Origin of the sequence: Pedobacter foliorum, from assembly GCF_013266735.1 — a bacterium.
Taxonomy (GTDB): domain Bacteria; phylum Bacteroidota; class Bacteroidia; order Sphingobacteriales; family Sphingobacteriaceae; genus Pedobacter; species Pedobacter foliorum.
In genome coordinates, this window is sequence record NZ_JABSNU010000025.1 from 21530 (window position 1) to 40676 (window position 19147).

General features: G+C 39.0%; 20 protein-coding genes. 8 read left to right on the plus strand and 12 right to left on the minus strand.

The window, feature by feature from the left end; all coding sequences use genetic code 11:
- The first annotated feature begins 37 nt into the window (after positions 1-37).
- The gene (locus HQN83_RS24710; protein ID WP_173094364.1) at positions 38-1699 is read left to right on the plus strand and encodes a glutamine--tRNA ligase/YqeY domain fusion protein; all 1662 of its coding nucleotides are present in this window, start codon (positions 38-40) and stop codon (positions 1697-1699) included.
- Positions 1700-1763: 64 nt separating this feature from the next.
- Here HQN83_RS24710 and HQN83_RS24715 read toward each other — a convergent pair whose 3' ends face one another.
- On the minus strand, positions 1764-2597 hold the full coding sequence (locus HQN83_RS24715) for an N-acetylmuramoyl-L-alanine amidase (protein ID WP_173094365.1): 834 nt from the start codon (positions 2595-2597) through the stop codon (positions 1764-1766).
- A 205-nt stretch (positions 2598-2802) separates the two neighbouring features.
- Between HQN83_RS24715 and HQN83_RS24720 the strand changes: the two genes are divergently transcribed.
- The gene (locus HQN83_RS24720) at positions 2803-4485 is read left to right on the plus strand and encodes a dipeptidyl-peptidase 3 family protein (RefSeq protein WP_173094366.1); all 1683 of its coding nucleotides are present in this window, start codon (positions 2803-2805) and stop codon (positions 4483-4485) included.
- Between the two features lie 68 nt (positions 4486-4553).
- On the opposite strand, the gene HQN83_RS24725 is transcribed toward HQN83_RS24720, so the two are convergent.
- The 8 genes from HQN83_RS24725 to gltX form a co-directional block, all read right to left on the minus strand.
- Positions 4554-4922 (minus strand): response regulator, encoded by a 369-nt coding sequence (locus HQN83_RS24725; RefSeq protein ID WP_173094367.1) that lies wholly within the window; start codon positions 4920-4922, stop codon positions 4554-4556.
- A 26-nt stretch (positions 4923-4948) separates the two neighbouring features.
- Complete coding sequence (locus HQN83_RS24730; protein WP_173094368.1) at positions 4949-5512, minus strand: chemotaxis protein CheB; 564 nt, start codon at positions 5510-5512, stop codon at positions 4949-4951.
- On the minus strand, positions 5509-6333 hold the full coding sequence (locus tag HQN83_RS24735; protein WP_173094370.1) for a CheR family methyltransferase: 825 nt from the start codon (positions 6331-6333) through the stop codon (positions 5509-5511). The genes HQN83_RS24730 and HQN83_RS24735 overlap by 4 nt, the downstream gene beginning before the upstream one ends.
- A 5-nt stretch (positions 6334-6338) precedes the next feature.
- The gene (locus tag HQN83_RS24740; protein ID WP_173094372.1) at positions 6339-6704 is read right to left on the minus strand and encodes a response regulator; all 366 of its coding nucleotides are present in this window, start codon (positions 6702-6704) and stop codon (positions 6339-6341) included.
- 4 nt (positions 6705-6708) lie between these two features.
- Positions 6709-10296: a response regulator gene (locus HQN83_RS24745; RefSeq protein ID WP_173094374.1), complete on the minus strand. Its 3588-nt coding sequence runs from the start codon at positions 10294-10296 to the stop codon at positions 6709-6711.
- Positions 10297-10324: 28 nt separating this feature from the next.
- Positions 10325-11449, minus strand: coding sequence for a hybrid sensor histidine kinase/response regulator (locus tag HQN83_RS24750; RefSeq protein ID WP_173094376.1), 1125 nt, complete (start codon positions 11447-11449; stop codon positions 10325-10327).
- A 140-nt stretch (positions 11450-11589) separates the two neighbouring features.
- Positions 11590-12426 carry a KPN_02809 family neutral zinc metallopeptidase gene (ypfJ, locus tag HQN83_RS24755; protein ID WP_173094392.1) on the minus strand — a complete coding sequence of 279 codons (837 nt, stop codon included), beginning with the start codon at positions 12424-12426 and terminating at the stop codon, positions 11590-11592.
- A gap of 64 nt (positions 12427-12490) precedes the next feature.
- A complete protein-coding gene (gltX, locus tag HQN83_RS24760) occupies positions 12491-13999 on the minus strand; it encodes a glutamate--tRNA ligase (protein ID WP_173094377.1) in 1509 nt (502 codons plus the stop codon).
- 48 nt (positions 14000-14047) lie between these two features.
- On the opposite strand from gltX, the gene HQN83_RS24765 reads away from it, so the two are divergent.
- From HQN83_RS24765 to HQN83_RS24785, 5 genes are all read left to right on the plus strand, one after another.
- Positions 14048-15268 carry a sensor histidine kinase gene (locus tag HQN83_RS24765; RefSeq protein WP_173094378.1) on the plus strand — a complete coding sequence of 407 codons (1221 nt, stop codon included), beginning with the start codon at positions 14048-14050 and terminating at the stop codon, positions 15266-15268.
- Positions 15246-15749, plus strand: coding sequence for a DinB family protein (locus HQN83_RS24770; protein ID WP_173094379.1), 504 nt, complete (start codon positions 15246-15248; stop codon positions 15747-15749). The genes HQN83_RS24765 and HQN83_RS24770 overlap by 23 nt, the downstream gene beginning before the upstream one ends.
- Positions 15746-16168, plus strand: coding sequence for a hotdog fold thioesterase (locus HQN83_RS24775; protein ID WP_173094380.1), 423 nt, complete (start codon positions 15746-15748; stop codon positions 16166-16168). Before HQN83_RS24770 ends, HQN83_RS24775 begins: the two co-directional genes overlap by 4 nt.
- Before the next feature lie 76 nt (positions 16169-16244).
- Positions 16245-16427 (plus strand): hypothetical protein, encoded by a 183-nt coding sequence (locus HQN83_RS24780; RefSeq protein WP_173094381.1) that lies wholly within the window; start codon positions 16245-16247, stop codon positions 16425-16427.
- Positions 16428-16458: 31 nt separating this feature from the next.
- On the plus strand, positions 16459-17010 hold the full coding sequence (locus HQN83_RS24785; RefSeq protein ID WP_173094382.1) for a DUF2911 domain-containing protein: 552 nt from the start codon (positions 16459-16461) through the stop codon (positions 17008-17010).
- Positions 17011-17014: 4 nt separating this feature from the next.
- On the opposite strand, the gene HQN83_RS24790 is transcribed toward HQN83_RS24785, so the two are convergent.
- The 3 genes from HQN83_RS24790 to HQN83_RS24800 form a co-directional block, all read right to left on the minus strand.
- The gene (locus HQN83_RS24790; RefSeq protein WP_173094384.1) at positions 17015-17392 is read right to left on the minus strand and encodes a hypothetical protein; all 378 of its coding nucleotides are present in this window, start codon (positions 17390-17392) and stop codon (positions 17015-17017) included.
- A complete protein-coding gene (locus tag HQN83_RS24795) occupies positions 17383-17967 on the minus strand; it encodes an RNA polymerase sigma factor (RefSeq protein ID WP_173094386.1) in 585 nt (194 codons plus the stop codon). The genes HQN83_RS24790 and HQN83_RS24795 overlap by 10 nt, the downstream gene beginning before the upstream one ends.
- Before the next feature lie 145 nt (positions 17968-18112).
- A complete protein-coding gene (locus tag HQN83_RS24800) occupies positions 18113-18436 on the minus strand; it encodes a DMT family transporter (protein ID WP_173094388.1) in 324 nt (107 codons plus the stop codon).
- 212 nt (positions 18437-18648) lie between these two features.
- Here HQN83_RS24800 and HQN83_RS24805 point away from each other — a divergent pair, with 212 nt between their 5' ends.
- Positions 18649-19002 carry a DUF6249 domain-containing protein gene (locus HQN83_RS24805; RefSeq protein WP_173094390.1) on the plus strand — a complete coding sequence of 118 codons (354 nt, stop codon included), beginning with the start codon at positions 18649-18651 and terminating at the stop codon, positions 19000-19002.
- Positions 19003-19147: the final 145 nt, after the last annotated feature.

The following is a 19147-nucleotide window of genomic DNA, read 5'->3' on the forward strand; positions in this document are numbered from 1 at the left end:
CTTTTATGTTAACTTTGGCACTAAATTTACAGTTTTTATGAGTGAAGAAAGATCATTGAACTTCATTGAAGAAATCATTGAGAACGATTTAAATAGCGGAAGATACGAAACACTAATCACCCGTTTCCCACCAGAACCGAATGGATATTTGCATATAGGCCACGCAAAAGCCATATGCCTAAACTTTGGACTAACAAAAAAATACGGCGGCTACACAAACCTTAGGTTTGACGACACCAATCCGGTTACTGAAAAAACCGAATACGTAGACAGTCAACAGGCAGATATTAAGTGGCTTGGCTTTGAATGGAAAAACGAATTATATACTTCTGATTATTTCGATTCACTATATGAATTTGCCGTAACCCTTATTAAAAAAGGTTTGGCATACGTAGACGATAGCACTGCTGAAGAAATTGCCGAATTAAAAGGAACACCTACTGAAGCAGGTAAAGACAGTCCATACAGAAACCGCAGCGTTGAGGAAAATCTTGATCTTTTCAGCAGAATGAAAAGTGGAGAGCTTCCTGACGGAACTTGCACCCTGCGTGCGAAAATAGATATGGCTAGCCCTAACATGATCATGAGGGATCCAGTTATCTATCGTATTAAACATGCAGAACATCACAGAACAGGCAACAAATGGTGCATTTACCCAATGTACGATTTTGCACATGGACAAAGTGATAGCATTGAAAGCATTACACATTCTATCTGTACTCTTGAGTACGTGGCGCATCGCGAATTGTACGATTGGTTAATTGAGAAACTTGAAATATTCCCTTCTAAACAATACGAATTTGCCCGTTTAAACCTTTCTTATACGGTTATGAGTAAGCGTAAGCTACTTCAATTGGTAAACGAAGGTGTGGTAAGCGGATGGGATGACCCTCGTATGCCTACAATAAGCGGATTAAGACGTCGTGGTTACACTCCGGAAAGTATCAGAGAGTTTTGCGAAAGAATCGGAATTGCTAAAAGAGAGAACCTTATTGAACTTAGTCTTTTGGAGTTCTGTGTTCGTGAGCACTTAAATAAAACTGCAAACAGGGTTATGGCGGTATTAGATCCTATCAAAATGATCATTACCAATTATCCTGAAGGACAAAACGACATCCTTATTGGTGAAAACAATCCTGAAGCAGAAGATAAAGGCGGAACAAGAGAAATCCCTTTCAGCAATGAACTATGGATTGAGCGCGAAGACTTCATGGAAGAGCCTGCAAAAAAATGGTTCAGACTAGCTCCGGGAGCAATGGTAAGACTTAAACATGCTTACATTGTGAAATGCGAAGACTTTAAGAAAGATGCTGATGGTAATGTAACTGAAATATACTGTACTTATATTCCTGAATCTAAGAGTGGAGAAGATACAAGTGGCATCAACGTTAAAGGCACTATTCATTGGGTTAGCAGCAAACACGCTAAAAGCGCTGAGATAAGAATGTACGATCGTCTATTTACTTCGGAATCTCCAGATGCTGAAGAAGGCGATTTCAAAGACTATTTGAACCCAGACAGCATTGAAATCATAAAACAAGCGTATATAGAGCCTTACTTAGCAAATGCAGATAAGGATGCTCGTTATCAGTTTATCAGAAAAGGATACTACTGCTTAGATAAAGATTCTACTCCGGAAAACCTGGTATTTAACCGTACCGTTTCCCTTAAAGATGCCTGGGCGAAAGCCAATAAATAGGCAGGATTATTATCCTAACGACTAAAAAAACGGTCTGATCATTCGAATGATCAGACCGTTTTTTTTACATATACTTTTTATACAAATTAAACAGAATCAGCTTAACCGCCGGCGTCAATTCCGGTGTTACATCTGTTTGCACAAAGTGAATCTTGAATGCTACAATTGCAGCTGGAACATTACTAACGTCATATCCAATAATCTTCAACGCCAACGTAGTATCAAAATTATCTGGCGGCATTACAAGAACGCTATCATACCACAACCCATACCCCTTTTCTGCGAATCTTTTCCATGGAAAATTAGCCGGATCAACCTTTCTCCTCGGCGCCACATCTGAATGGCCGATAAAGTTTGCCGTTGGGATTTTATATCTGGTTTTTAATGTAGAAAGCAAAGTCATTAAGCTTTGTAGCTGAACCTCAGAATAAGGCTCAGTACCTGAATTATCAATCTCAATCCCAATAGAAGAAGAGTTTAAATCCGTATCGTTACCCCACTTGCCAACACCGGCATGATTAGCTCTTAAATAATCATTTACCATCTGAATTACCTTACCATCTCTTCCAACCACATAATGTGCGCTCACCTCTGTTTTGGCAATTGTAAAAGTTTTTATAGTCTGGTCAGAAGATTTCTGAGCAGTATGATGAAGAATTACAAAATTAGGCCTGCGTATTCCAAAATTAACTGACCCAACCCACGACTGAAGCGCCGGATCAGGAAGCGAAGCCCCCTGATCTGTGGGAGGCATTGATTTTATAGTCTCTGCAAACTCCCCCGCCTTTTTCTTATACACCTTGTTTGTAGCAGCATATTTACCTGTAGAACAGGACGAAAGTATAAGAATAGCAAAAATATAGAGGTAGTTTTTTTTAAATTTGATCTGATGTATCATAATGAAAAGATAGAGGGTGTGAAATTACTATTTTTTACTACTTTAGTCGCAATTAAATCTGTGCTACCAAACCTGCTTTGCCTAATGCAGGCCATGTAGTCATAAAAACACTAACTAAAACATGAAACTATTATAAGCCTTATTTGCTTATATAACTAACGTATAATTGCTTATGATAGCTTCACAGGTGCAAAAAAAATCATATATGAAAAACATTAGCAAAGCAAGTCTTTTTATTGCTGGATGCTCAATAATTGCAGGAATCGCTTCATGTGGCGGTCCCCAAGACAAAAACACAAACGGTAAAGAAAAAATAACTTCATCAAACGATAGCTTACAGAATTATGTAAATGACCGTCTTGATATCTATGAAAAGGTAAAGCTAACCAGCAATCTAAATGACCTAACCATTAATGAGCGCAAAATACTCCCTCTATTAATACAATCTGCTCAAATAATGGATGAGTTGTTTTGGAGGCAAGCCTACCCTCAAAGAGATAGTTTATTAAACACGATAAAGGATGAAAAAACAAAGTCTTTTATCTGGATTAACTATGGTCCCTGGGATAGACTTAATGGCGATAAACCGTTTGTAGCAGGCATTGGCCCTAAGCCAGACGCAGCCAGCTTCTATCCTGCGGGCATGACCAAAGAAGAGCTTAAAAACTCTGATGTGAAGGATAAATACGGACAATACTCTGTTGTAAAAAAGGATAGCACAGGCAAATTAACTTCAATTCCTTACCATGTACTTTTTGCCACCGAGCTTCAAAAAGCCTCGAACCTCTTAAAACAAGCTGCATTACTTGCTGAAGACGCAGGACTTAAGAAATACTTAACACTACGTGCAGATGCCCTGGTAACCGACAACTATACTGCCAGTGATTACGCATGGTTAGATATGAAAACCAATAATCTTGATATTATAATTGGCCCTATCGAGAATTATGAAGACAAATTATTCAATGCACGTGCGTCTTACGAAGCTTATGTATTGATAAAAGATAAAGTATGGAGTAAACGATTAGCCAAATATGTAAGTATGCTTCCGCAACTACAACAAGGGTTGCCTGTTGATGCTAAATACAAGAAAGAAAAACCAGGCACAGACTCTGAATTGAATGCGTATGATGTAGTTTATTATGCCGGTGATTGCAATGCAGGGTCAAAAACAATAGCTGTAAACCTTCCAAATGACGAGATCATTCAGCAAAAGAAAGGCACAAGGCGCTCGCAGTTGAAAAACGCAATGAAAGCCAAATTTGACAAAATTCTTATCCCGATTGCAAAAGAGCTTATTGATAAAGATCAGCAGCAATACATCAATTTTGATGCTTTCTTTGCGAATGTAATGTTCCATGAAGTTGCTCATGGTTTAGGTATTAAAAAAACCATTACAGGCAAAGGATTTGTTAAGGAAGCTTTACAGGAACAATATTCATGGCTTGAAGAAGGCAAAGCCGATGTTTTAGGTCTTTACATGGTTACCGGATTGCTTAAAAAAGGAGAACTGGAAGGCGATATAAAACAGTTTTATACTACTTATATGGCTGGTATCCTTCGTTCAGTAAGGTTTGGAGCAGCAAGTGCACATGGTAAAGCCAATATGCAATGTTTCAATTTCTTTAAAGAGAATGGCGCTTTCATTAGAAACGAAAACGGCACCTACAAAGTCGATTTTGCTAAGTTTGAAACTGCAATGAATAAGCTAAGTAACTTAATTATAACCCTTCAAGGAAATGGAGACAAAGCTGCTGTAGAGAAAACGCAAAAAGAAAACGCGGTTATTTCTCCAGAACTTCAAACAGATTTAGATAAATTAACTAAAAAGGGAATCCCTGTTGACATCATCTTTGAACAAGGTGTTGATGTATTAGGTGTGAAATAACCTAAGCGGAATATGTACTAAAATGCCCTGCATCAATTATGATGCAGGGCATTTTTATTATTTCTTTTTTAAACAGCTAGGTGCTTGCTAATAATATCTTCCAGTTCCTGAATATCAAATGGCTTAGACAGATAACCATCAGCTCCTGCTTCCGCAGCTAAGGCTTTTACGTCGTTATTAGCAGAGAAATAGATTACCGGAATGCTTTTCAGTGTCTCATGCCCCTTAAGCTCTTTGGTGGCATCTATACCACCTACATCAGGAAGCCAATTGTCCATAAAAATAATGTCCGGCACATAGGATAACACCTGGTCTATAATATTATTAGACGTCGACGACGTCTTAATGTCATAACCTGCGTCTTCCAGAATAATTGTGCACAATTCTAAAATTTCTGCATTATCATCAAACAAGAACACTCTTTTATTCTTCTCCATTTTGAGGCTATGGTTAACTATAAAGTTTAAGATAACAAATTTATAAATTCTGCAATATCTTCTATACTTAAAACGCTATCTATTTTCACATTAGCTTGCGCTTGTGCCGGCATGTAAGCTACCTGAGCAGTCTTTGGATCCTGAATTAAAGCTGTACCACCCCAAAGTTTAACGGTTTTCAATCCATTTACCCCATCAGAGTTCGATCCCGATAACAGAAGACAGGCCAATTTTTCTTTATAAACCTCTGCCGCAGTTTGAAACGTAACGTCAATTGCAGGCCTCGAGTAGTTGATTTTCTCTGAATAATCTAATGAAAATGTTCTATCCTGTTCTATTAGTAAGTGATAATCTGAAGGAGCGATATAAATAGTACCTGCAATCAGAGGCTCCTTTTCATCTACCTCTTTAACTTTAAGTTTAGTACGGCTCGACAATAAATCAGGCAATAAAGAATCTGTTCCGTGCTTACGGTGGATAACAATAACAATTGGGAACTTTATTGCAGCATTAATTATTGGCAGTACTTTTAAAAGCACATCCAAACTCCCCGCAGATCCTCCAATAATAAATGCTTCACACTTTTTCATCGTTCCATTTTCCTCCAGATTTTCTCTGAATCCAATCGTTTATACTTGTCAGTAATTCCTGAGAAGTTAATTGTTTCCTTACTTCCGAGAGCCAAATAACCTAATTCTTCGAGACTCTCATCAAACAGATTTAATACTTTCTGCTGCAGCTCCCTATCAAAATAGATCAGCACATTTCTACATAAAATGAGTTGAAACTCATTAAATGAGTAATCAGAAACCAGATTATGCGTAGAAAATATAATCTTGCTTTTCAGTTCGTCATCAAACTTTGCCAACGAATAATTAGCAGTATAATAGCTCGAAAAGTCTTTTAAACCACCAGATAAGATGTAATTCTCAGAATACTGCTTCATGCTATTCATCCCAAACATACCTTGCGCAGCCTTCTCCAATACGATCGGATTTAAATCTGTAGCGTAGATTAAAGACTTATGAAGCAGGTTTAGCTCTTTCAAAATAATAGAGATCGAATATGCTTCCTCTCCTGTTGAACAGCCTGCAAGCCAAATCCGGATAAATGGGTATGTTCCGAGCTTTGGCAATACTACATCTCTTAATGTTTTAAAAAAAGAGGGGTCTCTAAACATTTCTGTTACATTAACTGTAATCTGCTCTACAAACCGCTTAAAGTATAAACTATCATTATTTATCTTATATCTGAACTCTGCAAAACTTACCGCCCTATCCAGGCTGTACAACCGTGCAATTCTTCTCTTTAAAGACGCTTTTGAATACCCTGTAAAATCATATCCATACTGCTCCAGTAGGTCTGAGAGTAAAACCTCAACATGATCGTCGTTAATTACAGAGAGTTCCAATTCAGTTAAATATACTTTATGAGCAAACTTGTTAACTCTTCAACATTAATGGGCTTAGAAACATAACCAACCGCACCAGCATTAATACAACGTTCCCTATCACCGACCATAGCCTGTGCAGTAACCGCTATTACAGGGATATGCTTAATCTCCGGACTTTCATCTATTTTGGCAATAGCTTCGTATCCGTCCATCCCAGGCATCATCATATCCATCAACACCACAGCAATCTCTTTATTCTCTTTAAGCAGGTCTATCCCCTCTTCGCCGCCAGTTGCCGTTAAACATTGATAGCCCTTTGCTTTTAAAACAGCTGACAAGGCAAAAATGTTCCTATTATCATCATCAATTATTAAAACTTTCTTCGCCATATAGTTACACTTTATTGTAAAGCCAAACACGCAATAATGAGATCAGCTGATCAATGTCAACAGGTTTCGAGATGTAATCTGATGCACCTGCTGCAATGCATTTCTCCCTGTCGCCCATCATTGCCTTGGCAGTAACAGCCAAAACTGGTAAATATTTATATGCAGGAATCTTTCTGATTTCCTTTGTGCTTTCATATCCGTCCATCTCAGGCATCATCATATCCATTAGCACAATATCTATCAATGGATTCTCTTTAAGCATTTGTAGCGCTTCTTTTCCGTCGGTAGCTGCTAAAACTTTCATTTTATGCTGTTCCAGTGCTTTTGTTAATGAGAATATATTTCTTACATCGTCATCAGCAATCAGAACTGTTTTGTTATTCAGCACTTCATACAAACCTCCAAGCTTTTCAGAAGCCTGCTTTTTATGCTTGCCATCCTGTTCTTTTTCTTCTATAAGATGCAAAAACAGACCGGCCTCATCTAATATCCGCTGATAAGAATGAGCTGTTTTAACCACAATTGAGTCTGCGTATTGCCTAATTCTGCTTTCTTCTCCTTTAGATAAGTTTTTCCCGGTAAAGATGATGATCGGCAAGTTTTCCAATCCCTCACTTTTCTTTATGGTTTCTAGCGTCTCGTAGGCATTTTTATCAGGGATTCCCATGTCCAGAATCACGCAATCCACTTCTTTTTCCTGTAAAGCACCAATCCCTTCGGTAACATTATTAGCTACCTGAGTATTGATATTATAGTTACTTAAGAAATAACTTAAAGCCTGTGCGTGCTGCTTATTTTCCTCTACAATAAGTACTTTTTTAGGCCCTTTGGTTAATGCATGCTCAAGCTTTTGGAAAATCTGAGCCATATGCTCAAGAGCAACCGGTTTATTAATAAAATCTACCGCTCCTTTCAATAAGCTTTCCTTTTTAACCTCAAGCGACGACATGATGTGAACAGGAATATGCTTGGTTTTAGGATTAGACTTTAACTCTTCCATTACCTGCCAACCATCTTTAACCGGAAGTTGAATATCCAATAAGATAGCCAGCGGTTTATAATGATTGGCCAATTCTATCCCTACATCTCCTCTTACCGCTACAATGCCTTTATAATTCCTTTTACGCGTAAAATTCAAAAGGGTCTTAGCAAATGCAGTATCATCTTCTACAATTAAGATTACCTTATCATCTTCATTAATATTGTCTCTGTCGTCCTCCACTTCTTGCGGAATGCGATCAACAGTAAATCGTTCCAGAACAACCTCTTTTTGTTTTTCTACCTGAGCTAAAGTCTCTTCCGCATGTAATTCTTCCTGCTTAACTACAGCTAATCGATCCACGGGCAAAGAAAAAGTAAACTCACTACCTACATTTTCCTTACTGGTCAACTCAATTTCGCCGCCTAAAAGCTTAGCCAACTCTCTACTTATAGAAAGACCAAGTCCTGTACCCCCAAACTTCCTTCTGGTCGAACCGTCAGCCTGCTGAAAGGCTTCGAATATCAGCCCAAGTTTATCACCAGGAATACCGATGCCTGTATCAGTAACTTTAAACAGGGTGTACTTATTCGCTTCATCTCGGGAAACTGTTAACGAAACCTTACCATGACTTGTAAATTTAATTGCGTTAGAAAGCAGGTTCTTTAAGATCTGTTCTAACCGCATTTTATCGGTATTAATGGTATTTATATTTTGGTCTACATCAATAACCAGATTTAACCCCTTACTCTTAGCCAATGGATCAAATAATGAGCGCATATCCGTTACAACCTCACTAATACTGATGTCATCGAACTCAAGTTTCATTTTACCTGCCTCTATTTTAGACAAGTCGAGTATCTCATCAATCAGCCCCAGTAATCCCTGTCCAGAGCTCTGAATTACATCCGCATACTCTACGTATTCTTTGTCAAGTTCTTTATTCTCCGACATCAATTTAGACAACAAGAGTATCGAGTTTAAAGGGGTACGCAGCTCGTGCGACATATTGGCCAGAAACTCCGATTTATACTTAGTGCTCTGCTCCAATTGCTCTGCTTTCTGCTGTATATCTAAGTTTCTCTCCTGTATCAGTTGGTTCTTTTCTTCAAGCAAACTGGTCCTTTCTTCAAGCTCCTGGTTACTCTGCAACAATTCCTCCTGCTGTACCCTTAACTCTTCTTCTGAAGTCTGTATTTTTTGTGTTTGAGCTTCCAGTTCGGCATTTAACCCCTCTAATTCACTATGCTGAGCCTGCAATTCTTCTGCCTGTGCCTGAGTTTCTTCTAAAAGCTCCTGCAGCTTTTTACGGTTCTGCGCTACATGTATTGCAACGCCAATATTGCTAGAAGTACTATTAAAGAATTCCAATTGCAATGGACTATATGCACCCAAAGAGCCCAATTCCATTACTCCAATTACCTCATTATGCCTTATTATAGGGAATGCAACAATATTACGGGGTTTGGTAGTCCCGGCAGTAAAGCTAATCGTCATCTCCCCTTCGGGGATGTCATTGATTAGTATCTGCTTTCCCGATTTAAACACCTGCCCAACAAGGCCATCTCCAACTTCTAATCTTTCTTTTGCCCCATTTGTTGCCAACGAATAACTTCCTGCAAGATGCAATCGTTCATCATCCTCTAATAAATAGCAAGCACCTACCGTACTATTTGTGTGTGCTATAATGTCCTCAATGATGTCGTTTGTTAGCTCCTCAACACTCTTTTCACCCACCATTTTATCATTAAGAGAAGCAATACTCGATTGGAGCCATTCCTTATCTGCTAAAAGCGCAAAAGAATACTGAAGCGATTCAGCCATTGAATTCAATGAGCCGGATAAACTACCCAAGCCATCCTTCTGCTCATCATTCATCCTGATCTGGTAGTTTCCACTAGAAACCTGAGCTGCAATCTCCTGAATAACCTCAATCCTATTGTCCATCTCATCCTTCTTTTGCTGCAATTCTTTCTGCAATCTCCTTCGGGTATTAAAGTCTGATGAAACCCTTCTATAAAAAAATACAGTAATTAAAATGGCAAAAAACGCGGCAATAAGAATCAAAATCGGAGTATATCCTGCCAATTTATTCATACTAGCAGTCCTGTTGTCAAGCAATCGCTTTTCCTCGGCCTGCATTTTCTTTATGGTGGCTCTGGCTTTATCCATATACACCTTTCCATCCAACAACTGGCTTGTGCTAACGCTCCCTCCTTTGCCCTTTAAATCAATGGTATTGTCAATAATATCTAGCCTGCCTTCAATAATATCCTGCAACTCTTTAGCGCCTTTCTGCTGAAACGGATTGTCTCTTGTATCAGCGCTAATTTTGTTTAATAGGTTAATCGCAGTTTCCCTTGCGCCTCTATATGGTTCCAGAAAAACCTTGTCACCAGTTAGCAAATAGCCCCTCTGACCTGTTTCCGCATCTTTTAGTGTCGATATTACGCCATCCAGATCAGTCATAACCACATTGCTATGCGAAACCATTTCTGCATTCTGAATAAGGTTCTTTATGCTTACAAAAGATGCCATCGAGGAGATAAAAAGTATCAATAACGATAGCCCTAAGCCAAATCGGAGATTATTTCTTAAAGATTCTTCTTTCATAAAATTAATGTCTTTTAATCTGTTTCAGCTAGTCTGTCTCAGCACCAGAATTTATAGGTAAAATGAAATAAAACTCAGATCCCTCACCGGGCGTACTTTTCACGCCAACCTCTCCCCCGTGCCTTTTTATGATTTCGGCAGAAATAAACAATCCAATGCCTAGGCCCTGAAAATGTATCGCTGTTTCTTCTACCCTATAAAACTTATCGAATACTGATTTTTGCTGATCTGGTGCAATCCCAATTCCAAAATCGCGAACCCCCACATAAACCTTTTCACCAATCACATTCACATTGATCTGTATTTCGCTGGTGCCCGGCGAATACTTAATGGCATTCGTCAAAAAGTTAATAATTACCTGTTCAATCCGCATTTCATCGGCATAAACTTCCAGGCCTATTTTTTCTTTTCTAAGGATATTGAATTCAGGATTAGTCTGGCGAATAATGTCAATTACGCTATCCAACAGTTCATCAATCGAGAAACACTTCTTATTAAACTTAAGCTTCCCGCTCTCAATTTTTGAGATATCCAGTAAATCTGCAATCAGCTCATTTAGCTTCTCTAACTGGATCTGTGCTTTCTCCAGATGTTTCTTTACGGTTGGGATGTCGCCTTTTTCAACGCTTCTTCCCAACAATTGCATATAGCCCTTAACGCTGGTTAGCGGAGTCTTTAATTCATGACTGGCAATACTGATAAATTCATCCTTTTTACGTTCTGCCTGCTTTCTGTATTCAATTTCATCCAGCAATGCCTTCTGAATTTCAATTAGCTTTCTGCTCTGCTCATAAATCCGGTAAAACGTTTTTACTTTCAAAAGCAAAATATCCATATCAACCGGCTTGGTAATATAATCCAAGCCTCCCGATGAATACCCTTTCGTAATAAACTTAAGCTCTTTATTTACTGCTGATAAAAAGATGATGGCTGTTTCTTTAGCTTTGCTATACCCCGAGATGGCCTCTGCAACTTCAAAACCGTCCATTCCCGGCATCTGTACATCCAGAATAATCAGGACGTATTCATTCTTAAGAACTTTTTTTAAAGCTTCTTCACCTGAGGATGCGGTATCAACTTCAAAATTATGCCTTTCAAGAACCCTTTTTAAAGAAATCAGGTTCTCTGGAGTATCATCTACAATTAATATCATTAGTAAAGAGGAATAAGCTTCTAATTAGCATTAGCAAATAATTTGTATAGTAGTTTTGATCTAAAGTTAAACAACTCCAGAGAATATTGAACGTTTAAACCTATATATATCTTAAAGGAATAACAAACTAATAGGCTTATTTATAATTGATTTGAACTAAAAGTATCCCCTTGATTAATGTCTCCGGTCTCAAAACCCTTTTTAAACCAATACATTCTTTGTGCAGATGTTCCATGGGTAAAAGCATCAGGAACAACCTCTCCCTGCGCCTGCTTTTGCAATTTATCATCACCAATAGCATTGGCCGCATTTAAAGCTTCCTCTATATCCCCTTCATCTAATCTAAAGTCTTTTAGGTTTTGAGCATGATGCGCCCAAAGACCGGCAAAGAAATCTGCCTGTAATTCTAATTTAACAGATAAGCGATTGTACTCAACCTCACTTAACTGCCCTCTGGCTCTCTGCATTTTATCAGAAATGCCTAATAAATTCTGTACATGGTGACCAACCTCATGAGCAATTACATAAGCCTGAGCAAAGTCGCCGGCTGCACCGAATCTATTTTTTAAGTCCTGATAAAAGGACAAATCGATATATACCTGATGATCTCCCGGGCAGTAGAATGGCCCTACAGCAGAACTTGCGTTTCCGCAGGCTGATTGCACCATATTGGTAAACAATACCATCCTCGGTTTCTCGTATTCCTTACCTAAGCTTTGGAACTGCTGCTCCCAAACCTGGTTTGTTGATTCCAGAACTCCATCAACAAATTTACCCTCTGCATCAGTCGGGTCTCCTTTTTTACCTTCAGCTTGTGTAACATTATTTACGGGAAGTTGACTAACCAACCCTGTTAGATCTTTCCCAAAAAGAAGACCTAAAACTACAATGATAATACCAACACCGCCACCTATGGTGCCACCACTCATTCCCCTTCTATCGTCGATATTACCGCTTCCTTTTCCGAACCATTGCATATAATTATTCTTTAATTTGGTATGACAAGAACCTGAGGCAATTGTCATACCAATTTACGAATAATTAGTTAAAAGCAGTTACCGCGTTTTTTATTCTTTGTACAGTTTCCGCAGCGCCTAAAGCAACTGCAATATCAAATATTCCAGGACCAAATTTACCACCAACAAGCATTATTCTAAGTGGCAACATTAACTCACCTGGTTTAAATTGATGTGTTCCCGCCAGTTCCTTAAATTTCTCCTCTAACTCCGCAGCAGTAGCGTTATCAGTTATCATGGAGGTATAAGCATCAAAAAATGCAGCTTTCTCGGCTGTCCATTTTGGTTTTACCGCAGCCAAGTCATACTCAACTGGAGCCACAAAAAAGTAAGCGCCCTGTGCAACAAAATCGCCCAACAGGTTACATCTATCCTTAACCAAATTGATTACATTCAATAAAGCAGCGTCATCTTTAATTTCGATGCTTTGCTCAGCAAATGCAGCTTTTACAGTTGGTAATAATTTTTCAGCATCCGCATTTTTAATCCACTCGTGGTTATACCATTTGGCCTTTTCGAAATCAAACTTAGCACCCGCTTTACTGATACGCTCAACAGAGAATTTCTCAATTAGCTCTGCTAAAGAGAACAATTCCTGATCTGTACCATCGTTCCAACCAAGCATGGCTAATAAATTCACAAAAGCCTCCGGCATAAAGCCAAGCTCTTTAAATCCTTTGGTTACATCTCCAGTTTTAGGATCAGTCCAGTTTTGTGCATAAACCGGGAAACCTAATCTGTCGCCATCACGCTTGCTTAGCTTTCCATTTCCATCTGGTTTTAATATCAGAGGCAAATGAACCCACTGGGGCATGATGTCTTCCCATCCAAGGTAACGCCACAATAAAATATGTATTGGTGCAGATGGAAGCCACTCTTCACCTCTAAAAATATGACTGATTTCCATTGCCTTATCATCAGCCACAACAGCTAAGTGATAGGTTGGCATGCCGTCAGCCTTTAATAAAACTTTATCGTCAACAAGGTTGGTATCAAAACTTACATGTCCTCTAATCAGATCTGTAAAGGAAACCAATTCGTCTTTAGGCATTTTAATACGCACAACATGCGGCGTGTTATTGGCCAAAAGTTCAGCTACTTCACCTTCGCTCAAAGTAAGTGAATTGCGCATTCCTTCGCGAGTCGCCAATCCGTAAGTGAAATTAGGAATCTCCTTACGTTTAGCATCCAACTCTTCCGGGGTATCAAAAGCATAGTAAGCGTAACCATCAGCAATTAACTGATCTGCATATTGTTTATAGGTCGCTTTACGCTCACTTTGACGATAAGGGCCAAATTCTCCACCTTTCTGAGGACTCTCATCCGGAGCCATTCCACACCATTCTAAACAAGAAACAATGTATTCTTCTGCTCCTTCTACAAAACGCGTCTGATCAGTATCTTCAACACGTAAAACGAATGTTCCGTTGTGCTTTTTAGCAAACAGATAATTAAACAAAGCGGTACGTACACCACCTAAATGCAGCCCTCCTGTCGGACTAGGGGCAAATCTTACTCTTACTTTCTTTTCCATAATAACACTGCAAAGATATATTTTTGTAATTTGCCTTTTTCATAATCTATGAATCCTTACGAGAAAAAACGACGATGGAAGTTCTTTTTGCTGTTCTTTGCCATTATTATTGGAACAGCATCTGTTTTTTATAGTGACTTCTTTGTTAAAAAGGTGGAGCGCGAAGAGCAATTAAAGCTTCAGCTTTATGTAAAAGTAACAGAACAGTCGCTTATTATGTACGATGACGACCGCTATACCAGCTTAATAGAGCTCATTAGAGCCAATACTAAGCTGCCTATTATCATAACGGACTCCTCCAAGATGGAAATCCTTAGTTTTCTGGGCTTAGATTCAACCAAAACCAATTACGATCTTGAAAAAAAGGTAAATGTAACCTACGATCCTGCCTATTTCGCCCGCGAATTAAGAAAGATGAAAGAGCAGCACTCTCCAACCCCAATTACCGGCTTGGATGGCACACGGTGGTGGATTTTCTATAAAGACTCTACCACTTTAACGCAGCTCCGTTACTTCCCTTACATACAATTAGCGGTAATAGCCCTGTTTCTACTTACAGCATATGTGGCATTCAGTTCCGCGCGTAAGGCAGAGCAAGATCAGGTATGGGTGGGTATGGCCAAAGAAACCGCACATCAGTTGGGCACACCAATTTCATCCCTCATGGCTTGGGTTGAACTGATGAAGTCACGATTTGATGCCGAAGATGATCCGCTAATAGCCGAAATGGAGAACGACATTAAGCGTTTAGAAGTAATTACCGATCGCTTTTCAAAAATAGGCTCCAAACCAATCGTAGAAGATCATGTGGTTTACACAGTGATCTACAATTTTGTGGAGTACTTTAAATTACGCACCTCCGACAAGATCATTTTCACCATCAGTGGCGATGAACAGGTGCGTGCATTATTAAACGTCCCTCTTTTCGACTGGGTAATCGAGAATCTCCTTAAAAACGCGGCCAATGCCATCGAAAACGAGGGTACCATTACCATAAACATCATTGAAAACTTAGCCAAAGAGGAAGTTCTTATTGATGTAACCGACACCGGAAAAGGTATTGCCAGATCTAAATTTGATGCCGTTTTCCAACCCGGTTATACCACCCGAAAACGCGGATGGGGCTTAGGTTTATCCCTTACCAAACGTATTATCGAGAACTACCACAGCGGACAAATATTCGTCAAAGAATCAGAACTTGGTAAAGGCACAACATTTCGTATAGTTTTAAAAAGCAGCATAACTTATGAACCGACCTCAAACGCATGAGTACCCCGTATGGGCTGAAACATACATTAAGCTAGTTGGCGACGATGTAATGGAACAACTTGAAAAACAGTCCACAGAATTTCCAGATTTTATTAATTCCCTAATAGAAAAGGCAGATTACGCCTATGCTCCCGGAAAATGGACCATCAAAGAATTGATTGGTCATATTATCGATTCCGAGCGTGTATTCGTGTACCGCCTAATGTGCTTTGCCCGTGGTGAACAACATGCGCTACCCGGTTTTGAAGAGGATGATTATGTAGCCAATGCACACTTTTCGGACAGAAGTTTGTTAAGTCTATCAGAAGAGTTTGCCCTTTTACGAAAGTCGAATCTGTATTTATTCAAGTCTCTAACAGAAAAGGAGCTTAACCGAAGCGGAACTGCTTCCGAAAGACAGATTACTGTTAGGGCAATCCTGTTCGTTATGGCGGGCCATATTATGCATCATTTAGGAATCATTAAAGAACGATATCTATGATCTGGTTTACTGAATTTTCTCCGGCAAAATTAAATAACCGTCCTAAAAACCACATGGGCGGCTTTTTAGACATACAATTCACTGAGGTGGGCGAAGACTTTTTAACTGCAACCATGCCGGTTGATGAACGCACCCATCAACCGGCCGGAATATTACATGGCGGTGCTTCGGTTGTATTGGCCGAAACCCTTGGTAGTGTTGCTTCTTATATGTGTATCGACCCTGAAAAGTATGTAGCTGTTGGTTTGGAAGTAAACGCAAATCATTTACGCCCTGTAAAGAGCGGGCTTGTAACGGGTATTTGCAAGGCGCTGCATATTGGCGCGAAAACTCATGTCTGGGAAATCAAGATTTATAGCGATAAAGGCAAAATGAATTGTGTGAGTAGACTTACTGTAGCGGTTATTAATAAGCCTTAATTTTTATAGCAATTAGAGATTAAATTATACACAGATAAAATAAATCAATATCTTTGCGGCCTAAGTATTTATTATAATGACTGAACAAGAAAACAACAACAGTTTTGACTGGGTTTATTACATTTTAGGTATGTTCTTTGGAATTTTAACAGCTGTTATTACAACCGGAAGTTTCGGAGCTGCTATTTTAGGAGGCATCGTCGGCTTTATTTTTGGCGCCATTTTCTTAAATGGAATCGTAAAAGGACGCGAATACTAAACCTCGGTTTTCTTAACCACACCTTCTCCCTATGAAGAAATTATTGGTTTTTGCGTTATTTGCAATGTTTGCCGGCAAAACAATGGCTCAGGATGTAAAATTCCCTGCGGTTGACTCTAGCCCTGCTGATATTGCTTATTTCCCTACTAATGTTGCGAAAGCAAAAGACGATTCGGCTCCTCTAATCAAGGTAGTCTACTCTCGTCCCGCTAAAAAAGGACGCGAAATTTTTGGTGTGCTTGAGCAATTTGGCAAAGTATGGCGTGTTGGTGCAAATGAATCAACAGAGATTAAATTCTTTAAACCGGTAGTTATTGGTGGCAAAAAGATAAAAACCGGTTCTTATAGCTTATTTGCTATTCCAAATAAAGACATCTGGACGCTGATCATCAATAAACAGACTGATAAATGGGGTTTATTCTACAATCAGGACAAAGATCTGGTAAGAGTTGATGTTCCGGTAAAAGCTTTAACCAGTACTGTTGAATCGTTATGCATTACCTTTACAGCGCAGGACAAAGGGGCAAATTTAATTATTGCCTGGGATAAGACTTTCGTTGAGCTTCCTATAGAGATAAAATAGTTTTTTAAAGGGTTTTAGCCCTTTTTCTTCTTAGGATGCTATCAAAGTATATCAATGCGATAATAACATCTATAAACAGGAAGACAGCTAAAAACCCTGGGGTTAAAGTCTTATCAACTGCTCCGCCAAGGTCTATTTTTACCTCCGGCAATTTATAGGTAACGCTGGTATTGGCTATTGCATATACAAAAACACCAACAATAAAGGCCACAAAAATAGCAGCGATACCATAGATAATTCGGTTATCGACGCGTGTTTTTAATGATATCGGAGCCCTTTCTAGCTTAGCCTGCTCCATTACATTACGAGTGAACGACATAGACGGCTGTTCTAGCTCCATGTCTTTCAATAATCTGGTTAATTCTTCGTCGTTTAGTTCCATAACAATTCCTTTACCTCATCTTTTAATAAAAATTCTAATCGCTCTTTAAGCTTCGCTCTTGCTCTGTGCAGCCTGATTTTGACTGTATTTGCCGGCATATTCAATGCCTGAGCAATCTCTTCTAAGCTTTGTTCTCCTTTATAAAATAGGGTAACAATCATTACATCATCGGGCTGAAGCGTAGCGATTGCCTCATCCAGGTACTTGTTGGTCGACCTGCTTTCTGCTAAATTACCACTTAAATCAGATTTATGCCCTTCTAATTGCAGTTCGTTTTCTTCGCCATGTATGGATTGCGTTTCAATCCGTTTTTTGCGCAAAAAAGACATCGCTGTTGTGTAAGTTATGGTATATAGCCATGTAGAGAACTTAGAAGTTTGCTTAAATGTACCAAGTGCCCGGTATGCTTTCACAAAGCAGTCCTGGGCTATTTCTTCTGCATCTTCTCTGTTTTTAGCAAAGCGAACGGCAAGGGTAAATACAAAGCGCTGATGGCGCTTTACCAACTCCGAGTAGGAAGCGGTATTACCCATCAGGACTTCAGTAATTAAGTCTTGGTCTGTTTGCTGTTGCATATACAAGCTATGACGCTAGTGCATGCCTGTAGGTTACAGGAATTATGTCGTCACCCTGAATTTATTTCAGGAGGACCTCGCACTTGCAAGGCGGAATAGCGCTTGAGAGGTCCTGAAATAAATTCAGGATGACGAACGCGTAAAACTAATGGCTTCCTGCAAAGAACTTCAACCCTAATATCGATCCAATTAGCGTTACAATAAAGAATATACGCCAGAAATTAGCTGGCTCCTGAAAGTATACAATCCCGACTATTACGGTACCTACAGCACCTATACCCGTCCACACAGCGTATGCAGTTCCCATTGGTAAGGTTTGAGTTGCCTTATTTAAGAAGTAAAAGCTTAACATAATACATGCTGCAAAGGCAACACTCCATTTAAGGTTAGTAAAGTTATTGGACAGCTTTAAACAGGTGGTAAATCCAACTTCAAACAATCCGGCTATAATTAAAATGATCCAGTTCATAATTTTTTTTCTGCAAAATTAGGGTGATTGAGCTGCCGATCACTTTACATAGGATAAAAAATGAGCTGCTGCTTAAATAAAGATAAAATATCTGCGAGAAACATTTTTTTGAAATCTGTGTAACCTGATAAATTTTGATGTAGTCATAGTACACAGAACACGAATTCGAATTCGGAATAACAAAACATAATAGAACACTAAAATAGAATAATATGGGACCAGAATTAGTATTTATAAGCCTTTTTGTTTGCGCAACAGCGATGGTATTTGGCATAAGATACATGTCGAACAAAGAAAAAATGGCAATGATAGAACGAGGAATAGATCCGGGAATAGCAAAAGCCAGACAAAGTGCCCCGACTCCTTTTTTAAGCTTAAAATTTGGATTATTGATGGTTGGCCTAGGGTTAGGCTTACTTACTGCATTATTCATTGTGATGCAAACAAGTATAGAAGATGAACAAGCAGCAGCACTATTTTTCGGATTGATCTTCATTTTTGGAGGTTTGGGATTGATCATCTCTTATGTTGTAGAGAAGAAATGGCTTGATCAGCAGAATGGATAGGTTTGCAAGGCATTCGTTTGAAAAGAGCCTGTATCATAAATCGTGATACGGGCTCTTTTGCGTCTACCTGTATTCCTATAGTCTTGATTATTAACAATTTAAGTTGTTTTTTTTCGTTTTAAATTTGATTTAACTTATTGATTTT

What these genes read in the sequence shown, in the direction of transcription:
- HQN83_RS24805 (WP_173094390.1), top strand. Translation starts at nt 18,649, where the DNA reads ATGGGACCAGAATTAGTATTTATAAGCCTTTTTGTTTGCGCAACAGCG.
- ypfJ (WP_173094392.1), bottom strand. Translation starts at nt 12,426, where the DNA reads ATGCAATGGTTCGGAAAAGGAAGCGGTAATATCGACGATAGAAGGGGA.
- HQN83_RS24730 (WP_173094368.1), bottom strand. Translation starts at nt 5,512, where the DNA reads ATGAAAAAGTGTGAAGCATTTATTATTGGAGGATCTGCGGGGAGTTTG.
- HQN83_RS24710 (WP_173094364.1), top strand. Translation starts at nt 38, where the DNA reads ATGAGTGAAGAAAGATCATTGAACTTCATTGAAGAAATCATTGAGAAC.
- HQN83_RS24795 (WP_173094386.1), bottom strand. Translation starts at nt 17,967, where the DNA reads ATGCAACAGCAAACAGACCAAGACTTAATTACTGAAGTCCTGATGGGT.
- HQN83_RS24725 (WP_173094367.1), bottom strand. Translation starts at nt 4,922, where the DNA reads ATGGAGAAGAATAAAAGAGTGTTCTTGTTTGATGATAATGCAGAAATT.
- HQN83_RS24715 (WP_173094365.1), bottom strand. Translation starts at nt 2,597, where the DNA reads ATGATACATCAGATCAAATTTAAAAAAAACTACCTCTATATTTTTGCT.
- HQN83_RS24785 (WP_173094382.1), top strand. Translation starts at nt 16,459, where the DNA reads ATGAAGAAATTATTGGTTTTTGCGTTATTTGCAATGTTTGCCGGCAAA.
- HQN83_RS24790 (WP_173094384.1), bottom strand. Translation starts at nt 17,392, where the DNA reads ATGGAACTAAACGACGAAGAATTAACCAGATTATTGAAAGACATGGAG.
- HQN83_RS24765 (WP_173094378.1), top strand. Translation starts at nt 14,048, where the DNA reads ATGAATCCTTACGAGAAAAAACGACGATGGAAGTTCTTTTTGCTGTTC.
- HQN83_RS24800 (WP_173094388.1), bottom strand. Translation starts at nt 18,436, where the DNA reads ATGAACTGGATCATTTTAATTATAGCCGGATTGTTTGAAGTTGGATTT.
- HQN83_RS24745 (WP_173094374.1), bottom strand. Translation starts at nt 10,296, where the DNA reads ATGAAAGAAGAATCTTTAAGAAATAATCTCCGATTTGGCTTAGGGCTA.
- HQN83_RS24720 (WP_173094366.1), top strand. Translation starts at nt 2,803, where the DNA reads ATGAAAAACATTAGCAAAGCAAGTCTTTTTATTGCTGGATGCTCAATA.
- HQN83_RS24740 (WP_173094372.1), bottom strand. Translation starts at nt 6,704, where the DNA reads ATGGCGAAGAAAGTTTTAATAATTGATGATGATAATAGGAACATTTTT.
- HQN83_RS24775 (WP_173094380.1), top strand. Translation starts at nt 15,746, where the DNA reads ATGATCTGGTTTACTGAATTTTCTCCGGCAAAATTAAATAACCGTCCT.
- HQN83_RS24770 (WP_173094379.1), top strand. Translation starts at nt 15,246, where the DNA reads ATGAACCGACCTCAAACGCATGAGTACCCCGTATGGGCTGAAACATAC.
- gltX (WP_173094377.1), bottom strand. Translation starts at nt 13,999, where the DNA reads ATGGAAAAGAAAGTAAGAGTAAGATTTGCCCCTAGTCCGACAGGAGGG.
- HQN83_RS24750 (WP_173094376.1), bottom strand. Translation starts at nt 11,449, where the DNA reads ATGATATTAATTGTAGATGATACTCCAGAGAACCTGATTTCTTTAAAA.
- HQN83_RS24780 (WP_173094381.1), top strand. Translation starts at nt 16,245, where the DNA reads ATGACTGAACAAGAAAACAACAACAGTTTTGACTGGGTTTATTACATT.